Origin of the sequence: Saccharibacillus kuerlensis DSM 22868, assembly GCF_000378145.1 — a bacterium.
In the GTDB taxonomy this organism is placed as follows: domain Bacteria; phylum Bacillota; class Bacilli; order Paenibacillales; family Paenibacillaceae; genus Saccharibacillus; species Saccharibacillus kuerlensis.
On record NZ_KB899305.1, the window covers coordinates 24274 to 43796 of the forward strand.

18 protein-coding genes and 1 riboswitch are annotated in these 19523 nt (G+C 51.0%); of the genes, 3 read left to right on the forward strand and 15 right to left on the reverse strand.

The features are described from left to right. Positions 1 to 130: 130 nt before the first annotated feature. A riboswitch (SAM riboswitch) is annotated at positions 131 to 269 on the reverse strand. A 478-nt stretch (positions 270 to 747) separates the two neighbouring features. The 14 genes from F456_RS0118930 to F456_RS0118995 form a co-directional block, all read right to left on the reverse strand. Further along, on the reverse strand, positions 748 to 1653 hold the full coding sequence (locus F456_RS0118930) for a COX15/CtaA family protein (RefSeq protein WP_018978627.1): 906 nt from the start codon (positions 1651 to 1653) through the stop codon (positions 748 to 750). Positions 1654 to 1929: 276 nt separating this feature from the next. Further along, positions 1930 to 2280, reverse strand: a complete 351-nt coding sequence (locus F456_RS0118935; RefSeq protein ID WP_018978628.1) for a thioredoxin family protein — start codon at positions 2278 to 2280, stop codon at positions 1930 to 1932. Positions 2281 to 2398: 118 nt separating this feature from the next. Then, positions 2399 to 4012: a putative polysaccharide biosynthesis protein gene (locus F456_RS0118940; protein ID WP_018978629.1), complete on the reverse strand. Its 1614-nt coding sequence runs from the start codon at positions 4010 to 4012 to the stop codon at positions 2399 to 2401. A 45-nt stretch (positions 4013 to 4057) separates the two neighbouring features. Continuing rightward, positions 4058 to 4546: a DUF456 domain-containing protein gene (locus F456_RS0118945; RefSeq protein WP_018978630.1), complete on the reverse strand. Its 489-nt coding sequence runs from the start codon at positions 4544 to 4546 to the stop codon at positions 4058 to 4060. Between the two features lie 39 nt (positions 4547 to 4585). Then, the gene (locus F456_RS0118950) at positions 4586 to 5422 is read right to left on the reverse strand and encodes a Cof-type HAD-IIB family hydrolase (protein ID WP_018978631.1); all 837 of its coding nucleotides are present in this window, start codon (positions 5420 to 5422) and stop codon (positions 4586 to 4588) included. 217 nt (positions 5423 to 5639) lie between these two features. Next, entirely contained in the window at positions 5640 to 6614 is a 975-nt protein-coding gene (locus F456_RS0118955) for a Gfo/Idh/MocA family protein (RefSeq protein ID WP_018978632.1), read from the reverse strand. A gap of 387 nt (positions 6615 to 7001) precedes the next feature. Continuing rightward, positions 7002 to 7883: a metal ABC transporter permease gene (locus F456_RS0118960; protein ID WP_018978633.1), complete on the reverse strand. Its 882-nt coding sequence runs from the start codon at positions 7881 to 7883 to the stop codon at positions 7002 to 7004. Next, positions 7880 to 8827 carry a metal ABC transporter permease gene (locus tag F456_RS0118965; protein ID WP_018978634.1) on the reverse strand — a complete coding sequence of 316 codons (948 nt, stop codon included), beginning with the start codon at positions 8825 to 8827 and terminating at the stop codon, positions 7880 to 7882. The genes F456_RS0118960 and F456_RS0118965 overlap by 4 nt, the downstream gene beginning before the upstream one ends. 79 nt (positions 8828 to 8906) lie before the next feature. Then, positions 8907 to 9692, reverse strand: coding sequence for a metal ABC transporter ATP-binding protein (locus F456_RS0118970; protein WP_018978635.1), 786 nt, complete (start codon positions 9690 to 9692; stop codon positions 8907 to 8909). 109 nt (positions 9693 to 9801) lie between these two features. Further along, positions 9802 to 10770, reverse strand: coding sequence for a metal ABC transporter solute-binding protein, Zn/Mn family (locus F456_RS0118975; protein WP_018978636.1), 969 nt, complete (start codon positions 10768 to 10770; stop codon positions 9802 to 9804). Between the two features lie 240 nt (positions 10771 to 11010). Continuing rightward, positions 11011 to 13080, reverse strand: a complete 2070-nt coding sequence (locus F456_RS0118980; RefSeq protein ID WP_018978637.1) for a peptidoglycan D,D-transpeptidase FtsI family protein — start codon at positions 13078 to 13080, stop codon at positions 11011 to 11013. 130 nt (positions 13081 to 13210) lie between these two features. Beyond that, positions 13211 to 15310 (reverse strand): peptidoglycan D,D-transpeptidase FtsI family protein, encoded by a 2100-nt coding sequence (locus tag F456_RS0118985; protein WP_018978638.1) that lies wholly within the window; start codon positions 15308 to 15310, stop codon positions 13211 to 13213. Between the two features lie 44 nt (positions 15311 to 15354). Next, a complete protein-coding gene (locus tag F456_RS0118990; protein WP_018978639.1) occupies positions 15355 to 16485 on the reverse strand; it encodes a transglutaminase domain-containing protein in 1131 nt (376 codons plus the stop codon). Positions 16486 to 16544: 59 nt separating this feature from the next. Continuing rightward, positions 16545 to 16982: a hypothetical protein gene (locus F456_RS0118995; RefSeq protein ID WP_018978640.1), complete on the reverse strand. Its 438-nt coding sequence runs from the start codon at positions 16980 to 16982 to the stop codon at positions 16545 to 16547. 217 nt (positions 16983 to 17199) lie between these two features. On the opposite strand from F456_RS0118995, the gene F456_RS23045 reads away from it, so the two are divergent. Next, a complete protein-coding gene (locus F456_RS23045; protein ID WP_018978641.1) occupies positions 17200 to 17604 on the forward strand; it encodes a toprim domain-containing protein in 405 nt (134 codons plus the stop codon). A 77-nt stretch (positions 17605 to 17681) separates the two neighbouring features. Here the strand turns inward: F456_RS23045 and cyoE are convergent, their stop codons facing one another. Beyond that, positions 17682 to 18554 carry a heme o synthase gene (gene cyoE, locus F456_RS0119005; protein ID WP_051086765.1) on the reverse strand — a complete coding sequence of 291 codons (873 nt, stop codon included), beginning with the start codon at positions 18552 to 18554 and terminating at the stop codon, positions 17682 to 17684. A 380-nt stretch (positions 18555 to 18934) separates the two neighbouring features. On the opposite strand from cyoE, the gene F456_RS0119010 reads away from it, so the two are divergent. Together F456_RS0119010 and F456_RS0119015 are read left to right on the forward strand one after the other, a co-directional pair. Then, the gene (locus F456_RS0119010) at positions 18935 to 19114 is read left to right on the forward strand and encodes a hypothetical protein (protein WP_018978643.1); all 180 of its coding nucleotides are present in this window, start codon (positions 18935 to 18937) and stop codon (positions 19112 to 19114) included. Positions 19115 to 19324: 210 nt separating this feature from the next. Continuing rightward, the coding region (locus F456_RS0119015; RefSeq protein WP_018978644.1) for a helix-turn-helix domain-containing protein at positions 19325 to 19523 on the forward strand (199 nt) is incomplete at its 3' end.

Sequence of the window (19523 nt, forward strand, 5' to 3'; positions counted from 1 at the left end):
CGCTTTAAAGCTCACGCCCGTACAGCGGTCCCACTTTACGGTTGCTCCGTCTCTGACAAACGGTCCGTAATAAATCAAAGAGCCCTTTTTGATAGACAAAAAGGGCTCGCATCGTATGCGTAAAGTCACCTTCTCATCTGCCAGAACCCTATATCGGTTCTGTAGGAATTAGCACCATGACACCCTGCGCGTTCGTCTAATTGACGTTCGCATGCAGGATCGGTTGCCGGGCTTCATCGGGCCTGTCCCTCCGCCTCTCTCGATAAGAAAAAATCAAGGATATATAATTAGTGTTGCCAAATTCCGCCGTCTGTGGACTGCCCAGCTAAATCCTTAACTCAGTATATTCAGTTTAACATCGTTTGTAAAGGTCCTCCTGAAAATTTTCAGCAGCTTTTTTAATGGAGCAACTGACTTCCAAAAAATACCTCCACTGAGTCACAGCCCTTTTAAATAAAGAAAAAATCAATGAATCACGATTGTCTGCACAGACCTATCGAACGCTGCAAATTTGGCTTGGAAGGCCAATTGAATGAAAATTTTCATGTTTGAACAATCAAATAAGAATTCCTGCTGCTTGTTGAATTTTTGCTTCTGTGACTGTTTGAGGAGGACATCATGACAGAACCCTGCATAAATGCAGCTTAATTACACATACCTTTTCCATACGAAAAAGAGCCCCTTGCGGGACCCTCTCAATCGATTGTTGATGCTTTGAAAAAGGTCCATCCTTGCGAGAAACCCGGTTCAAGCCTGTGCTGTTTCTTGGACTCCGACGGATGTCGGCTGCCCTGCCGGAATACGGCTCAGTTCCCAAGTACGAATGCTCATAAAGCAGAGGAAAGCGAACAAGAAATCCGTAATCAGCGTATGCAGCATTGGGGCGAACATGTAATACTCGCTGCCGAGTACAACCAGATTGAGCATTCCGCTAAGCGGAAGCGCCATAATCAGCACGATGACGATGATCCCAAGCTTGCGAATATCGGAAATATGTCCATAATCCCGGATGGCCATATGACCGACCAGCAGGATAAGAACGAGCAGCAGCGCCGAAGCGATATGCAGTACCAGCGACATCTTGGCGATCTGGGTATGACTGACCAACGCACCGGTATAAACGACCACATACGTGAAGAAAGCCGAGAAAATCGTTAGATTGCGCGTACGCTTGCTCATTCGGTGTTCGGCCGGAGGCTCCGGACGACGCTCCAGATTGCCGGCCCTTCGGACGGACAATGCCAATACCAAAGCGCTGGCAAATGCAATCAGCGCGAATCCGAAATGCAGCGCCATGATTGGAGGAGACTGCGAGAATACGACAGCCAGCGCGCCCATGATCGCCTGTACAATAACGAAGAAGGCCATTACGATTGCATAGATTTGGAAATCGCGGCGTTTACGTGCCCAGACCAGAAAAGCGATCAGCGTAATCAATGCCAGAATCCCTGCTATGCCGGCTGTCAATCGGTGCGTATACTCGATCAGCGATCCAATTGTGGTCCCCGGTACGAATTTGCCGTGGCAGAGTGGAAATTCTCGTCCGCACTCCAAGCCGGAGCCCGTTCTTGTGACGACTACGCCGTTGAACGAAACGAGCAGCATGATGATGCACGAAGCGTAACTGAGCCATTTCAACACTTTATATTGCAAAAATCTCACCGCCAATTCAAAAAAGTAGTGGAGGGCATCCTCTCCGCATCCGTTCCACGGCGTGGGAAATGCCTTTTATTTTTATTATACCGGAAATGTATCGGCGTTAAGGATCTTCTTTGTGACAAAAAATGTTCAAATCGGCCGTGAATCCACCTGTTCTTTGTTCGTTTCTTATGACTTACTTCACTGATTTAACGATTGATCCGTCCATTTGCAGGTGTTGTAAACAAAAAAATCCACTCCGGCAGTTTGCCGCAGCGGACTTTTCCTAAATTAATTTTGTTTGGCCAGTTGGCTGTGAACCGCTGCCGCACGATCCAGGAAAGTTTCGATTTCCGCACGCGACTTGCGTGCTTTGTTGACGAAACGCACCAGTTCCTTGCCGTTCGAAAAAGCGACGAAGCTTGGAATACCGAGAATGTTCAGCTCACTGCTGACTTCCTCGACTTCCTCGACGTCGATCTGGATCAGCTTCAGCTGATCCTTACGCTGCTCTTCGACCTCAGGCATAAATGGATCGATAAAATGGCAGTCTCCGCACCAATCGGCACGAAATACCGCTACGGTCAGTCCCGGACTTGCGATCTGGTGATCGAAATCGGCTTTTGTACGAATTTGTTCCATAGTCGCATTCTCCTTCGGATCTTTATTTAGGCGTTAATGCCGCTTTCTTTATTTTACATCAATTCGGACCGATAATCATGCAGCTTTAACCGCCGTTTCCGCGAACAATGAACGACGATCAGCCGCGCTGCAGCCGCATCAGCGGACGCAGCACTTTCTGCAGCGGACGAGGATAAGATCCCAGTTCGTCGCGGCGGATAACCCGCAGGATAACCAGCAGCAGCAGATAGATCGACGGTACAATTACTCCGACTGCACAGCATGCAAGGAAGAACGCCAAGCGCGGATGCATATACTGACTCATCCAAATGCCGACTTCACTGAGGCCGAAGCTGGCTGCAGCAATGACCAGGCAGGTCACAATAAATGCTGGCCAGCGTTTGCCGAGCACCGAGAATGTGACGATACTTCGCAGCGTGCGCAGGTTAAGCATCGTAATGACGAGGAAGCAGACGCCCGTCATCGCGATAATGCCATAGACGCCAAGCAGCGACGCCAGTATTATACTGCCGACCAGCTTCACGACCAATCCGATGCCAACATGCACCATTGAGCGGCGGGCCAGGTTCATGCCCAGCAGCATGGAGTTGCTGACCATCATCGTAATCTGGAAAATGGTTCCGAGCGTCAGCACGGCGATGATGCCTGCACCGTCCTGCGTACTGAAGATCATGCCATTGACCGCATAGGCGGCACAGCCGAGTGCCAATACAAGCGGCATACCGGTTAGCGTTGCGACCCTCATCGCCAGCGTGACCTGCTGCTGCAAATGCTGCGTATCTTTGCGGGCAAAAGCAGCCGAGATAACCGGAATCAGCGACGTGCTCAGCGCAATCGCGAGAATTGGCGGAATACCGGCGATACTCTGCGCCCGGCTGCCCAAAATACCGAGCTGCATCGTCGCCAATGCATCGCTTACCTTCCCTACTAGCAGCGGCTTGAGGATGGTGGTATCAATAAAGTAGATCGCTGGAACTGCCATCGCCGTCAGCACAATCGGAATCGACAGCTTGAAAATGTCTCCATAAATGCGGCTCAGCGGAATGGTTTGATCATGGCGATTGATCAGCGTACGGCCCAGTTTGCGTTCTTTTTTCGACAGCTTGATCGAAGCGAACATCATGATCGCGAACGCGCCGATACTCCCTAACACGCCGCCAAAGGTAGCGCCTGCCGCGATTATTTCGCCAGGCTGACCTAACTGCAGCAGGATGTAAGCAAGCAGAAGAGCCGTGAATACGCGTGCGATCTGTTCGATAACCTGCGATACGCCGCCAACTGCCATCATGTTGCGGCCTTGGAAATAGCCCCGCATCATAGCAATGGTTGGGAACAGAATCAGTGCCGGTGCCAGAGCCCGGATCGCCAGAACGGCTTCCGGCTGCTTAACAAGATTCGCATACCAGGGCGCAAAGACATACAGCAGCACTGTAATGACAACGCCCATCATACCCGAGAACAGCAGCGCCGCATAATAAATACGCCCCGCTTCTTCCGGACGATCCAGTGCATAGCGCTCCGAGATCATCTTGCTGAGCGTACTTGGAATGCCGGCTGTCGCTACAGTCAACAGCATCAGATACAGCGTGTTGGCTACCGTAAACGATGCATTCCCGACGCTTCCCAGCATATGCTCCAGCGGGACCCGCTGAACGAGACCCAGCACCCGGGCAACGAGCGCAGCCGCAGCCAGAATAAGCGTACCTTTGACAAAAGATTCTTTCTTGGACAAAACCTTTTCCCTTCTTTCCCCCGTAAAAAGCTGATAGCAGCTTTCTTATACGATCCAAATGATGAAGACAACAATCATGACAACCTGCAAAATGCCTTTGACGAGCGTACTGCTGAGCAGACCGAGCAGCGCTCCCCAACCGGCGCGAAGCGCCTGCTTAAAGTTGGAACCGTGAATCATCTCACCAATCACGGCGCCGATAAACGGACCGATAATCAGACCGAATGCCGGAATGATAAAAGGACCGAGAATCAAGCCTACCGTACTCAGCTGAATCGACAGCTTGGAACCGCCGAACTTTTTGGTGCCCCAGGCGCTCACTACATAATCGGCCACAATCAGTGCGACCAAGATCACGGTCTGAATGATCCAGAACCAGACTGTCAGCTCGTTAAACGAGAAAAACCAACCGTATACGAAAAACGCGAAATAAATTGCGACCGCTCCCGGCAAAATCGGGAAAATCAGTCCCGCCATGCCGACAATAAACAGCGCGATCACCAGCACCCAACCCAGTATGTCTAATGCGACCATGTTAGGTCCTCCTATGCTTTTCTTTTAGGATGTATACTTTTATGCCGATGGGTTGTCTTCAGGGCGTGTCTTGGACGCGGGTGCTTTGAATGTGGATGCCGTCGTACCGACTTCGGCTTCTTCATACTCCATTCCGTTCAGCATGTATTCGCGAATAACCTGTACGATGCCGTCTTCGTTGTTGCTTGCGACGACCAGATCCGCTACTTCTTTCACCGGCTCCTGCGCATTGCCCATCGCAACGCCAAGTCCGACAGCTTGGATCGCGGCAATATCGTTCAGACTGTCGCCGACTGCGATCACCTGCTCCATCGTAATATCGAGCAGCTCGCACACCTGGGCAATACCGCTTGCTTTGGAGATGCCTTCCGGGTTGATCTCCAGATTGTCCGGTGAAGAATTCGTGATCTGCAGACCGCCCATATTCTGCAGCCGCATCAGAATTTCATGCAGCACATCGTGATCCTTCGTATTATACCCGAATTTGAGCCACTCTTTGTCATCCAGCGTCTCGGCCCAGCGATCCCGATTGTACATTCGTTCTGTCGTATAAGCCCAGAACCAGACTCCGTATTCTTCCGCCAGCGCATGCATCTTCCGGACCGAATCCACATCCATCAGTGCACGGTAATGCAGCTCATGCGGCGCTTTCCACACTTCGCTTCCATTGACTGTAATCATCGGAGTTTCCAATCCAAGCTCTACCGCATACGGCAGGGCATCCACTGCGGCACGTCCGGTCGACAGGCAGACATGGAATCCTTCCTTTATCGCTCGGCGAATCCAGTTGGCCGTTTCTTCCGATACTTGGTGGTCATCATTCAGCAGCGTCCCGTCCATATCGAGGGCAAGCAGCTTGTAATCATAACGAGTCATTAAGTTACCCCTTTCCCTACGTGTTTGCTCTCGCCATTCTATCATATTCCTTCCCCGGCTCCAAAGCGATAACAGAGTCATGACAAAAGCCAAAAGAGACCCTCTCGAACAACAACGTACGTTTCTATGTAAGCTTCATTTTGCATCCGCTTTCTTATAAAAAAGCCTTCTATCCGGCAGATACCGGAAGAAGACTTTTCCAATTTCGCCCTATGCCTTACAGTTTGATACTTCGTCCCGACAAAGCTGACTGCAGGGCAGTAAACGTTACTTCCTGCGTTTTGCAGGCGTCCTCATAATCCGACCGAATTCCCGAAACGTCTCCGGTGCGCAGCGCATGCAGAAAGGCTTCGGTCTGCCGCACATACGGATCGCTCTTCTCTGCAAGAACGCGTTCCCCATCCACACCAACCTCTTTCAGCTCCGATGGCGTCCATTCCCATAGTCCTTCCCGCGTATAGAAAGAGAGTCCCGCTTTGCCAACACCTGGAGGCAGCACACAGGTATTCGAAATATTCGCAACCGCGCCGGATTTCATTTTCAGTGTAACTGTTCCGATATCATGCACATTCGTCCGTTCCCATTCCTCTTCCGGAAAACGGCTGGCGTATACCGCATGTACTTCTTCTACCTCGCCTGCACAATATCGGAGCAGATCCACGATATGCGTGGTCTGTTCGATGAACTGGCCGCCGGATTGTTCCTGTCTGCGCCACCATTTCGCCTGCGGCATATCGCCCATCCACTGCCCTGTCGCCATGCCGATCCGCCCCGGCTGCAGCACTTCCTGAAGTCTTGCCACATTATCCTGATAACGAAAATGATAACCGACGGACGTAATCAGTTCAGGTGATTTCAGCCGGATAAACCCTAGGATATCCTGCGGCAGTTCGGCATCCGTACCAAGCGGTTTTTCGACGAGAAAAGGAATGCCGCGCTCGATCAGCTCTCGTTCGATTTCGCCGTGCGCCATCGGTGGTACACAAATATACACTCCATCGAGCTTCTGAGAATCCGCCATTTGGAATACGCTTTCATAACCTGGCGCATCGTAACGGATTCCAAAAACTTCTCCCTTGTTTTTGCTGCTGCCGACGACCCCTGCGATTTCTACTCCATCCGTCTTCGCCAAAATATCCGCATGTTTGCCCGCAAACCATCCTGTTCCCACGATCCCGATCTTCAGCGTCACGTGCCTCATCCCCTTTTCTGTCCGCCTAGGCGCTTCGTATTCCTAGAGTACCATGACTTTTCCACAAAAATCCACCGGGCCGGAAGGCGCTTCTGCAGCTTCTCAATCTCTTATAAATAAAGAGCGCCTTCCCTATCCCTAGTGGGAAAGCGCTCAAGTTGACGAGAAAATCCAATACATAGAGAATCCTTCGAGGCTGCAGAGGAAATTCGTTCCGGTCGCGTGTTGAAATTGAGAAAAAAGATTAAATTTTAGTGGAATTTTCTCAATTTCAAAGGCGAACGCTGGCGCTCCTTCACTGAATTCCCTCTTCCGCTCATTTGATTTCTAAAAAAAGACCTTCTCGACACGTCGAGTGCCTTCCCTATTGAGAAGGCACTCTTGTTTTTAAGACACCGTCTGCGCGGAAGAACGCCTGCGTGCGAATTTCGCGATGACTCCGTGCTGAGGAGCAAACAGCAGCGTCAAGATGAACAGAATGCCCGCAGCCGATACGATGCATCCCGCAATCGAAGCGTCGAGCAGATACGAAACCAAGTAACCCGAGACGGCCGAGATGATACCGACCGCCACGCTCAGGCCGATCATAACGCCCAGACGATTCGTCAGCAGGTAGGCTGTCGCAGCCGGAATGATCAGCATACCGACAACAAGGATTGCGCCGACGCTCTCGAACGAGGAGACCGCCGTCATTGAGACCATGCCCATTAGCAGATAATGGAACAGCAGAACCGGAATGCCGCAGGCCGCAGCCATTGCCGGATCAAATGCACAGATCTTAAACTGCTTGTAGAACAGTCCGAGCAGCAGCAGAATGACCGTCAGCGTGATGCCCAACATCCAGACTGCTCTCGGTCCCATATCGGTACTTCCGAAGGTCCAAGTATCCCACGGTACATAAGCAATTTCGCCGAACAGCACGCAATCCAGATCAAGATCGATATGCTGCGCATTAAGACTGATCAGCAGTACGCCGACTGCAAACAGCGCAGTAAATACGATACCGATTGAGGCGTCAGACTGAAGTCCCGACGTCTGCAGCGTCTGAATCAGGAAGACCGTCAGCAGACCGAATGCGGTCGCTCCAAGCAGCATCCACATGGAGTCACGCGTACCGCTCATCAAGAAGGCGATTGCGATGCCCGGCAGAACCGCATGGCTGATTGCGTCGCCAACCAGCGCCATCCGTCGCAGGATCAGGAAACAGCCGAGAATCGAGCAGGCGCTGGCGACCAATACGGCCGTCAGAATAATCCAGAAGTCCATCATTTGGAATTCCCTCCTTCAGCGGGATTAAGCGCGCTTCGTTCGGCAGCCGAACGGGCGTAATTGGCCTTCATGCTGCGATGCCGCAGCGTTTTGGCCACCAGACCCCGTTCCGGGGCCAACAGCATGGAGATGACAAACAGCAGAGTTGCTGCCAGTACCGTAACCGGACCAGTCGGAATGCTGCCGCCAAGCGTGCTGATCGCCGCTCCCGAAGCTCCGCTTAATGCGCCGAACAATCCGGCGAAAGCCAGCATAACCGGCAGTCGGTGCGTCCAATAGCGGGCCGCTGCAGCCGGCGTAATGAGCAGTGCGGCAACGAGCACGACGCCTACTGCCTGAATACCGGCGGCAACGGCGACTGTCGTCAGAATCAGCATGGCATGCTCCAACAGACTTACCGGAAGACCAATCCCTCTGGCAAAGCCCGGGTCGAAGCTGACGAGCTTAAATTCTTTGAACAGCAGAATCGCTGCTGCGACCAGCAGTACGGATACGCCCATCAGGGTATAAACGTCACTGGTGACCATCGCTGCAGCCTGACCAAACAGATACTTGTCGAGACCGCTTTGGCTGCCGCTGCCGCTGTGCTGAATATGCGTCAGCATGACGGTGCCGATTCCGAAGAAGAACGTCAATACGATACCCATTGCCGCATCCGACTTGATCCGTGTCAAACGTGAGATCGCACTCACACACAGCACGGCGGCTATGCCCGCTGCCAGTGCGCCGATCAAAAACAATGAAGCGGATTTTACTTCGTGCAGCATGAATGCGATACATACGCCCGGCAGAGCCGCATGCGCCAACGTATCGCCGAGCAGACTCTCCCGGCGCAGAAACGTGAAGCTTCCGATGACTCCGCTGCCCAATCCAAGCAGCGTACAGCCCATCAAAATCCAGCGCGTATTCGGATCGCTCCAGAGCGAAATCAGCCAGTCGAGCATCTATTTTCCCTCCTTCTCATCCGATATTTATCCCGTATATCTTTTTCATATGGATCGTTGTTCCGCTTCATGTTCCGCCTCATTGCTCGCCTACCAGAGTTTGCCGTCCGCTGGCGCTGACGATTGCCAGTTTGCCTCCGTATGTTTCGTGCAGCAGTTCCGGCGTAAATGTCGTCTCGACCGGCCCTGCGGCAATCAGTTTTTTATTCAGCAGCAGCACGTGATCGAAATATTCTTCGACCGTCGACAGATCGTGGTGCACGACCAGCACCGTCTTGCCTGCTTTTTTCAGCTCGACAAGCAGGGCAATGATCGCTTTCTCTGTCGCAGCATCCACGCCCGCAAACGGTTCATCCATGAAATAGAGATCCGCTTCCTGTGCCAACGCCCTGGCGAGGAACACACGCTGCTGCTGTCCGCCGGACAATTGGCTGATCTGACGCCGTGCATAATCGGCCATACCAACCTTTTCAAGCGTATCCATTGCCAGTTCCTTCTCTTTGCGGCCCGGCCGCTTGATCCAGCCCAGATGACCATAACGGCCCATCATGACAACGTCCAGCGCATCCGTCGGAAAATCCCAATCAACCGACTCCCGTTGAGGGACATAACCGACTCGGCTGCGCATTTTTTTGTACGTATCACCGTAGATCGATACTTCGCCCGCAATCGCAGGCACCAGCCCCAGCGTCGCTTTGAGCAGCGTTGACTTGCCGGCTCCGTTCGGGCCGATCAATGCGACGAGCTTGCCTTCCGGCAGTGTAAAGCTTACATCTTCGACCACTGGCTTTTTTTGATAAGCGACCGTCATGCCGGATACGGTAAGCGGCGCGACAGACATCGACTGCTTCGATTCCCTGTTCATCTTCTTGCCTCCTCGTTCTCTCTGTTCTTCTATCGTGTATTCCCCGTTTCGAATTCGTTCCTAACAGACTTTTTACGTAACCGATTATGCTGTTTCATGATGGTTCATGCTATTTCAAGGCTTCCGCAATCGTATCCACATTATGCCGGATCATCCCGCTGTAAGTTCCTTCCGGTGTCCCCGACTCTCCCATTGCGTCGGAGAATAGCTCTCCGCCGATCCGGACTTCATGTCCGCGCTGCGCCGCTCCCGCGACGATCGCTTCCATCGAGCGGGCCGGCATACTAGACTCGACGAATACCGCTTTAATATTTCGTTCGACCAGGTAATCCCGCAGTCTGCTGACATCCCGGGCGCCGAATTCAGCTGCAGTACTGATTCCCTGCAGGCCAACCACTTCGACATCGTAAGCCCGGCCGAAGTAACCGAACGCGTCGTGTGCCGTAACGAGTACCCGACCTTCCGCCGGAATCTCCAGCATACGGCCGCGTACGTATTCGTCCAGTTCTTGCAGTTCCTGCAAATAGCGAGCTCCCTGCTCACGATAAGCGTCGGCGTTGGCGGGATCTTTTGCAATCAAGGTATTCCGAACCGTTTCCGCCGCACTCATCCAGAGATTCACGTCGAACCAGACATGCGGATCGAACTCGTCGCTTTCCGATTCTGCGCTGAGCAGTCTTTCCCTTGGCATATTGTCCGTGACCGCAACCACAGTCTTCTGCGCCGCCATTTTCTCCAGAACGCGCTCCATATTGCCTTCAAGATGCAGTCCTCCATAAAAGACGACTGCCGCTCGGTCCAGCTTGCGGATATCTCCCTGCGAAGCTTTGAATAAATGTGGATCTACGCCAGGGCCCATCAGTGTTGTCACTTCAACATATTCGCCGCCGATTTCTTTTGCCGCATCGGCAATCATTCCGGTCGTCGCCGTAACGAGCAGCCGCCCGTCTTCACTCATCCCCTGTGCACCGGTGCTGCCCGAGCAGCCTGCCAGCATCAAAGTCACGAACAACGGAATCAGCATATACCAGCCGCGAATCTTTTGTTTGTCCGACCTCATCTTGCTCTCCGTCTTCATCCCGTCCTCCTCCTCGACCCGACGCCGTTTTCTATTTTTTCACAAATTTTCTATAGGTTAAATTGTTTTCTTGGTGACTCTTTATTTCTCAACACTAAAATTGTTTCCCTAGGGCAAATATTAGAATAAAAAAAGGCAAAACGCAAGTCTTCGCAAGATGCACATAAGAAAAAACCCGCTTTCCGAAGAAAGCGGGCATAACGTTTGGATCTTTATACCCGAACTAACGAAAAGCCGGAATTATTCGCCATTAGCGGAAGCCTGCGTCTCCCCTTCGGAATCGGCATTTTCACCTTCCTGCTCCAGCGATTTCTTCGGTACTCCGTCCAGACCGTATTCGTAATCGTAAGCATCGAAGATCGCACGCGCAATCGGTGCGGCACTCTCGGAACCAAAGCCGCCTTCCGGGACCATAACGGCAACGGCCAGCTTCGGATTGTCACGCGGTGCATAAGCGATGAATACGCCGTTATCAAAAAGGTTCGGCTTGGTTCCCTGAGTAGACGTACCGGTTTTGCGGGCAAAGTTGTCTTTATAAGCAAAATCACCGAAAGACGAACTTACATCGGTCGCCATACCTTTTTGAACAACATCCCAATAAGCATCGGCGAAATCCACTTTGTTCAGTACGGTGCGTTTGAATTCACAAACCACTTCACCTTCGGAGTCCGTAATTTTGCTGACGAGATGAGGCTCGATGCGCTCGCCGCGATTTGCCAGCATCGCCGTGTACTGGGCCAACTGCATAGTCGTATATTTGCCCTTTTGACCAAAAGACGCAAAGACCATCCGGGACAATGCACTGCTGTTGGCATCCTTCAAGTAATCCGCTTTGCCTGGCCATTCATCGGGCAGGTCGATGCCAGTCTCAACACCCAATCCGAATTCCTTCATGTGCTTGTCCCAGACATTAAGAGACTCGGCACCGTCACGATCGAAAAGTCTCTTGCCGATCATCTCGATAATAAATGTATTGGATGATTTCTCAATTGCGCGGCTCGGTGTCAGCAGCCCGTAAGCATGACTGCCTGAGTTCCGAATGGAGTCAGAGTCGTTCCGACCGTACTTAACGATACCTGTATCATTATAGGTTGTTGTCGTCGAAAAGAGACCCTCCTGCAGCCCAATCAGTACACTGAGCGGTTTGATTGTCGAACCAAGGTATACGACCGATTCCGCTTTTTTTCCGGTGTCGTTCGTCGGTTTAGAGCGTATTGCCCCGTTAAGATAATAGTATTCCGTAGCCTCAGCATTGGCTGTGCTGATTGATCCTGTACGATACACGTTAGGATCAAAGTCAGGCAGATTCGCCATTGCGACCACATTACCAGTATCGATTTCCATGGCTACAGCGGATGCGGAGATCGCTTTCGGCAGCTTCGCCAGCTGGCGAGCCATCGCTTCCTCCGTCTTAAGCTGAATGCTTTTATTGATGGTGCTCCAAACATCGTAACCTTTTAATGGAGGGACGATTTCTTCTACACCTTGAGCCGTATTTTGCATGTTTACCCCAATTTTTCGGTAGCCGTTCTTGCCTCGCAGTTCTTCCTGGTACTGCTGTTCAAGGCCGTAATAACCGACATTTTCATGCTCGGTGTACTTAAGTCCCTGATCCTCCTGCTTGCTGAGATTGGCTGCAATATCGCGATAGAAATCAATACCGTAGTCGGGATCTAGGACGGAACCGAATCTTTTCACATAACCAACCGTCTGCACGGCAACCGTGTCTGCATCGTAACGCCGCGAAGTTTCTTCTGCCACGTCGAAAGTCAAAAGTCCTTTGTATTTATTCTTGTTTTCCTTAAAGTACGCGATCTCGTCGTCGCTAAGATCTGTTTTTGCAAGACGCTGGGAATACCCGAAGTTCTTCTTGTTGTTGACGTCAAGCTGCTTGGTGTCAACCCATTCTTCCATAGTAGGATTTGTGACGTTTGCATCCCCTTTTTCCTTGAAAACATTAAGAGTCTCCTGCAGCGCAGCATCCAGCTTTGGCCGATTCTTAAGACCTTCGCCTTTGCTGAAATCCTGTTCGAACGTAATGTACAGGGAATGGGTCGGCTCCGAATAAGCGAGCTTGGCTTTGTCCGCCGAGTAGATTGTTCCGCGCACCGGCTTCATTGGAATATCTTGAGTAGCGCGTTCCTTGGCTTCCTCCTGAAGCTTCGGAGCTTCCACAAACTGCAGCGAAGCGGTGCGCACGATAATAACGGCAAATATAACAAAAACACTGAAGAAGAACAGGCTCATTCGCACACTGAAACTTCTGCGTTTGCGATGATCCTCCTGCTCTTCTCTTGTCCAGATCTTCATTTCATCCTCCTTCATGGCAGTAAAAAGCGCTCCTGCGACGGAGCGCTTTTGCCGCTGAAACCAAATTCCGGTCGTTTCTATCCAGTTCCACTACTTAAATAACGTTTGAATGATAACTTTTGTTTGCTTTTTACGGATTTTGTCCATCAGCGGCATCCGTTCCAACTGCATCCGTTCCTTCGATCGGAGTGCCGTCTTCATTCGTCTGCTGCAGCGTCTTTTTCGGTACGCCGTCCAATCCGTATTCGTAATCGTACGCATCGAAAATCTTGCGTGCAATCGGTGCCGCGCTTTGCGAGCCGAATCCGCCTTCCGGGACGACGACCGCTACAGCGAGCTTTGGATTTTCACGTGGCGCATAGGCAATGAATACGCCGTTATCGACCTGCTCACCGCGAATCTGTTGAGTGGACGTGCCCGTTTTACGTGCGAAATCATAAGGGAAGTCGTCGAACGTTCCTTCAAGTGTCGTGTTCATACCTTTCTGAATCAGATCCCAGTATTCCGCCGGATACTCTGCTTTGTTCATTACTTCACGGCCAAATTTCTTGACTACTTCACCTTCGGGGTTCGTAATTTTCCCGACAATATGCGGCTTCAGCCGTTCTCCTCGATTCGCCAGCATAACGGTATACTGTGCCAGCTGCATAGTCGTGTACTTGCCCTGCTGGCCGAATGAAGCATAAGCCATACGTGTCAGCAGGCTTCCACTCTCTGTCTTAGTGAAATCCAGCGTTCCCTCCTGTTCGCCGGGAAGATCAACTCCAGTCCGAACGCCAAGTCCAAATTCCTTCATATGTTCATTCCAGACGTCGATAACTCCAGATCCATATTTGCTGAGGAGACGTTTACCGACCATATCAATCATAAAGGTATTGGAAGACTCCTGAATCGCTGTTCTTGGATTGATCGAACCTAGAAAATGTCCGCCGGAATTTTTGATACCAAATTTATCATATTCATTGAGGTAGGTAATTCCTTTGTCGTAGTAGGTATCATAAGGACCAAAGAGTCCTTCTTTGAGCCCAACAAGAACACTTAACGGCTTGATTGTCGAACCCAAATATACAACTGACTCTGCCTTATTGCGTGAATCATCCGGTGCCTTGGCCCGTATTGTACCGTTACTGTACAGATATTGAATCTCGTTATAATGTTCAGTAGAAATTGACCCTGTCTTGTAATAATTAGGATCAAAATCCGGCATACTCGCCATGGCGACGACATTGCCCGTATCCACTTCCATTGCTACGGCAAAGCCCGTCGAGACGTAAGGGCGAGTTGTACGCAGCGTTTGAATCTGATCAGTAATCGCTTGCTCTGTCGCCGTTTGTACATTTTTATTAATATTCAGCCACAGGTCGTTGCCTTTGGATGGAGCAACAATCTCCTGCACTCCGCCTTCTTTAGCAGTCAGCTGAGGCGTAATCTCAATCCGTTTATAGCCGTTCTTGCCGCGCAGCTCTTCTTGATACTGCTGCTCAAGTCCGTAATAACCGACGATCTCGTCTTCCGAATACTGCATGGTAGGATCGCTTTCGCCTTTCTGCTTACTATAAATGTCTTGATATAGAGGGAAGTTTTTATTCTCTCGCACTCGTTTGAACTGCGACAAGTAACCGACCGTCTGTACGGCAACCGAATCGGCATCGTATTCACGCGTAGTCTCTTCGACCACTTCGAGCGACAGAATACCTGCAAATTCGTTTTTGTTTTCTTTAAAATAAGCGATTTCCTTATCTGTCAAATCGCTTCGAATTTTGCGCGGTGTATACCCGTAATGTCTAATGTTCTCCAGATCCAGACGATCTCTGCTCAGCATCTCTTCCAGCGTAGGCTGCTCACCGGACGGATTCAGCTCCTTGAACTTGGCCAGCAGCTGATTGACCGCCTTTTTGACTTCGGGACGGTTTTTCAGCCCAACTTCTTCTTTGTTGGAGAAGTTCTTCAGAGGCGTTGCATACAGCGTCTGAGTAGGCTTCGAATAAGCGATCGGCACACCATCCTCTGAGAAGATCGTTCCGCGCACCGGCTGCATCGGAATATCCCGGGTAATCTGATTGACCGCTTCCTGTTTCATTTCCGGACCTTCAACGAACTGCAGCATGGCCGTCCGGACGATAATGACAGAGAAAATAACGAATACGCTGAAAAAAAACAAATTGAGCCGGAGTCCAAAACTTCGCTGACGACGTGACTCGTTTTCCCGGTCTTTATCCTGCACTTTCATGGGCGCCTCCTCTTGATGTTCCTTGGCCAGTGGACTCTTTAACTTTACAACACATTCTGCTTAATATGAGTTTCGGCAAAATCTTTACGGTCGAACCAATTTCCTCCCGATGCCCAAGTCGGATCGAGTTCGATCCATCGATCCTCTTCCGGAATGTAGACCTCGTTCCAGGCATGTGAACCGTAACCGCCTTTCCCGTCTGCCCCAAGTCCGGTAACAACCCGGACTTGAAGCCCGACGGAGCGGGCCATCACCGCATATAGTCTAGCGTAATCGATGCAGACTCCACGGCGTGTATCGTAAGTATCGCGAGGTGTCTGTTCATGCCAGACACCTTTATTTTCATAATCGCTGACCTTGTCATAATCATATTGAATGCGGGTTCCAACCCAATGATATAAATCCTTCGCTTTTTCCCGGTCGCTGCCCGTTTCCGCGATGATATTGGCCGCTTCTCCGATGTCGGCCGGAATATTCCGGTCGATCACATCGTATTTCTGCCGAAGAATACCGTCCAATTCCGCTGCCGCCGAAGCGGTCAGCACCGGCAGCTTTTTGTTCATCCATTCGCCGGCGGCCGGTTGGAATACGTTCTGGGCCGTATAGCGGTAAGCCGGCGAAGTCTCTGCGTAACGACTGATCGGACTGCCCGGCCACAGCGAGACGAAGACGAAGATCAGCGCCAGCACCAGCAGTCCGCGCCAGGCTCCGGCTGCAAGACCAAGACCTGCTCCTCCGACCCGGTCCAGGAAGACGCTGCTCCTGCGGTGCTTTCCTTTCTTTTTCGGAAGTTCCATGACTGCCGAAGATCGCCATCTGCCCAGCAGTGTAAGCACCATCAGACAGAACGGATAGATCAGCAGAAACAGCAGCGCAAGGCGCAGCAGCGAAAAGTCGGCAGTAAAGCTGAGCAGCGTATAACCCGCAGACTGCCATTTGGGCAGGTCACCGTCCGGCATGGCCAGCACGGTTCGGTCCGCCCAATCCTGAACATATGGCGAAGCCCATGCCGCCAACAGCAAAGCCGCGAGCATGCCGAGCAGACTCAACAGCAGACGGCCGAACATGGTTCCAACTCCCGCTGCTGTCCGCCTTGTACCGAGAACAGCGCCGCGCAGCGCCGACAGTACAATGACCGCCAAGAGCAAAAGGGTAATCGCATCGCTGCTCAGCAATCTCCCCACCTCCCGTCTATTTGACGTACGGAATGCCGATCTTCCCTGCGATTATTGCTTCATTGTCGGCTTTGCGCCGCACGGATCAGCGCATTGACCTGCTCGCTGCGCTCCCACTGGCCGAGCGACACACCGCGGTATGTCACGTCGACGCTGGTCGCATTCGGTTTTCCTTCAAGCTTGAGACTCGGCGTTTCCACTGTAAAAGAACCGTCGTTTCCACGATTGAATGTAGCTTCCGAAGCTTCGCTTTTCAACATTCTCAACGCTTCATCCTGAAGCTTTGCCACCGCTTCGTCTTTTACGCCGGTTACCGTATTTTGAATTTGATCGAGCGATACGCCGCTGTACACAATCAATGCGACAACGATTACAATAGCGATGGCCCATTTAAGAATCGTTTTGACGATGTTTATGACCAACAGTATAGCTACAAATGCAATCAGAAGAATCAGCCAGTTTTGCCTGACAAATTCGATCCATACTTCCGTATTCAACAGGCCTTTCCCCCATTCTTCGTTCTCTATCTTTTATCTATTTTGGTACACGCCGCTCCCCTATTTTGCGGCGCTGTACACACTTTTCAATTATACAGGAAAAAAAGGCCCTCTGTCAGCTTTCACTGCTGTTCTTCTCCCTCTTTTGCAATCTTTCTCCAGGCTCGGTACACTGAATGCAAACCTTCATTCCCATGCCGCAGGAGGCGAACGCATCATGTCAATCACGATCATCGTAGAAGGCAAGAACGACCGCAGCAAGCTGCGCCGCGTATTGGACGAAAATATTCGAATCTTGTGCACTTTCGGTACGCCGAATGCGGCCAGATTGGAGTCTCTTTATATCGAAGCCCGTCATGATGAGGTCTATCTGTTTTTGGACAACGATTCGTCGGGCCGAAAAATCCGGGCGCAGCTGTCCGATCTGTTTCCCGACGCCGACCATATTTATACACGCCGCGGATACGCGGGTGTCGAAGGTACGCCAGATGAATACGCAGTGGAGCAGCTCGAGAAAGCAGGCTTGGAAGAATATATTCGTTATCCTGAAGAAATGCTTCGCCCCGAGGCGGAAAAAGAGCGCCGCCGCGGCGCTTCAGGCGACCGGCCAAGAGGATTTTGACACAAGTACATCAAATAAATAAAGCCGTCCTTCATTCCCTTTCGGGAACGAAAGACGGCCTTCCTCGGCGCCGCGGATTAGTGCACGGTGTCGACAATCATGAGCAGGAACGTAACCATCATATAATAAATGGAGTACATAAATACTTTTTTGCCCCAGGCATCGGGATCTTGGCCTTTCGCCAGTCCTTTGACCGCGAAATACAGCCACAATATTGTAATGCCGACTGAAGCGATGGTAAAGATCAAGCCCACATAACCGTAAGCATGCATCAGGATCGGCACTGGAATCAGCAGGACGATGTAAGGCAGCATCTGCCATTGCGTACGACGAATCCCCTTAACGACCGGCAGAATCGGGAAGCCCGCTGCGCGGTATTCTTCAACCCGGCGAATGCCTAGTGCCCAGAAGTGCGGCGGCTGCCACAGGAACATCCACAGGAACAGCAGAACTGCGCCCATATCAATGCTGTTCGTAACCGCAACATAACCGATTACAGGCGGCATCGCTCCGGAGATTCCACCCAGCGATGTGCTCCAAGTCGATGTACGTTTCAGCCACATGGTGTACAGCACCACGTAAGCGAACATACCGATAACACCGCAGATCCCCGTCAGCACTCCGCAGAATGTGAATAGGATAGCAAGCCCTAGCACTCCAAGTACAATGCCGTAAGTCAGCACGACTCCGGGAGCGATTTTCCCTGTTGGCAGTGCCCGGTTCTTAGTCCGTTCCATCTTGGTGTCCATCTCGCGGTCCAGATAGTTATTGAATACGCCGGATGCACCGACAATCAACATCGTACCGACCAGCGTAGCAATCAGATTGGCCCAGTTAATATTCCACTGCGAAGCCAGCCAGAAACCGGCCAGCGTAACAAACAGGTTCGAGCGCAAAATGCCCGGTTTGGCCAGCGTGACGAAGTCTCTCCAAGTCGCCCGTGTATCCATATCTTCCGCCACTGGAGCGGCATCCGAAGCTGCGTAATTTATTGATTTGCTCACGCGCTTATTTCCTCCTTTAGTTTTTGCATCCTTATTTTTACATCTATACAATCAGTTCGATCATCATCAAATCGACTTCAGAAAAGTCGAGAGAAAGTATCGCTATGAAATTTATCATATCAAAGCGCCTTCCAATTGCCAACGATTCCCGAAACAAGTTCGATAATTTGACAATTTCATGAGATTTTCATGACAAAAGCAAAAAAAGTAGTGGAAATTTCCGCAGGGAAGGTTACACATTTAAGCGAGATTTTTGGATTTTCTTGCTTGAAATAAGGTATACTAAGCTTATCTTAATCTTACATTATCAATACGGAGGTTTTCCGATGAATAAAGGTCTTGCTCTCTGGTTTGCCGCGTCCTCGATGATCCTTGTTACCCTCTGTGCGATCATGATTACTGAAAATCCATGGTTGGCTGTCGTTTTTGGTATTCTTGCCGTATTCAATATTGGCTGGGGATTCGTAACGAAAGCCCGTATTCGCCGCAAAACAACAGGCGTTTAACTTAACTCCGCCCGTCCTGTACGCCATCCTTGCATCTGCTGCTATAAACAAATCGGTATACCTTTATGAAAGCGTTAGCTTAAATCAAGTTCGGTTACGCAAAAAGCTGCCTCCATTTGTAATGGATTGGTATTATCCCCTCAAGGTAGACAGTGAAAAAAGACCTCATGGTAAAATGAGATCAACACTGAAGACCGGAGGGGATTTTTTATGGCTAAAAAAGGACAAACGTTCAAGCGATACGAGGAAGAAACCAAACGGGAAGCCGTGAGGTTGAGAACCGAAGAAGGCTGGAGCTATCCCCAAATCATGGAGAAGCTGAACATCGCAAATAAATCCCAGATTCAACGGTGGGTTGAGAAAAGTAAGACGGGGGAAGGCTTTGCCGACCAACGCGGACGTTGGAACA

What these genes read in the sequence shown, in the direction of transcription:
- F456_RS0118985 (WP_018978638.1), bottom strand. Translation starts at nt 15,310, where the DNA reads ATGAAAGTGCAGGATAAAGACCGGGAAAACGAGTCACGTCGTCAGCGA.
- F456_RS0118945 (WP_018978630.1), bottom strand. Translation starts at nt 4,546, where the DNA reads ATGGTCGCATTAGACATACTGGGTTGGGTGCTGGTGATCGCGCTGTTT.
- F456_RS0118935 (WP_018978628.1), bottom strand. Translation starts at nt 2,280, where the DNA reads ATGGAACAAATTCGTACAAAAGCCGATTTCGATCACCAGATCGCAAGT.
- F456_RS0118965 (WP_018978634.1), bottom strand. Translation starts at nt 8,827, where the DNA reads ATGCTCGACTGGCTGATTTCGCTCTGGAGCGATCCGAATACGCGCTGG.
- F456_RS0119010 (WP_018978643.1), top strand. Translation starts at nt 18,935, where the DNA reads ATGAATAAAGGTCTTGCTCTCTGGTTTGCCGCGTCCTCGATGATCCTT.
- F456_RS0118975 (WP_018978636.1), bottom strand. Translation starts at nt 10,770, where the DNA reads ATGAAGACGGAGAGCAAGATGAGGTCGGACAAACAAAAGATTCGCGGC.
- F456_RS0118950 (WP_018978631.1), bottom strand. Translation starts at nt 5,422, where the DNA reads ATGACTCGTTATGATTACAAGCTGCTTGCCCTCGATATGGACGGGACG.
- cyoE (WP_051086765.1), bottom strand. Translation starts at nt 18,554, where the DNA reads ATGGATACACGGGCGACTTGGAGAGACTTCGTCACGCTGGCCAAACCG.
- F456_RS0118980 (WP_018978637.1), bottom strand. Translation starts at nt 13,080, where the DNA reads ATGAAGATCTGGACAAGAGAAGAGCAGGAGGATCATCGCAAACGCAGA.
- F456_RS23045 (WP_018978641.1), top strand. Translation starts at nt 17,200, where the DNA reads ATGTCAATCACGATCATCGTAGAAGGCAAGAACGACCGCAGCAAGCTG.
- F456_RS0118960 (WP_018978633.1), bottom strand. Translation starts at nt 7,883, where the DNA reads ATGATGGACTTCTGGATTATTCTGACGGCCGTATTGGTCGCCAGCGCC.
- F456_RS0118970 (WP_018978635.1), bottom strand. Translation starts at nt 9,692, where the DNA reads ATGAACAGGGAATCGAAGCAGTCGATGTCTGTCGCGCCGCTTACCGTA.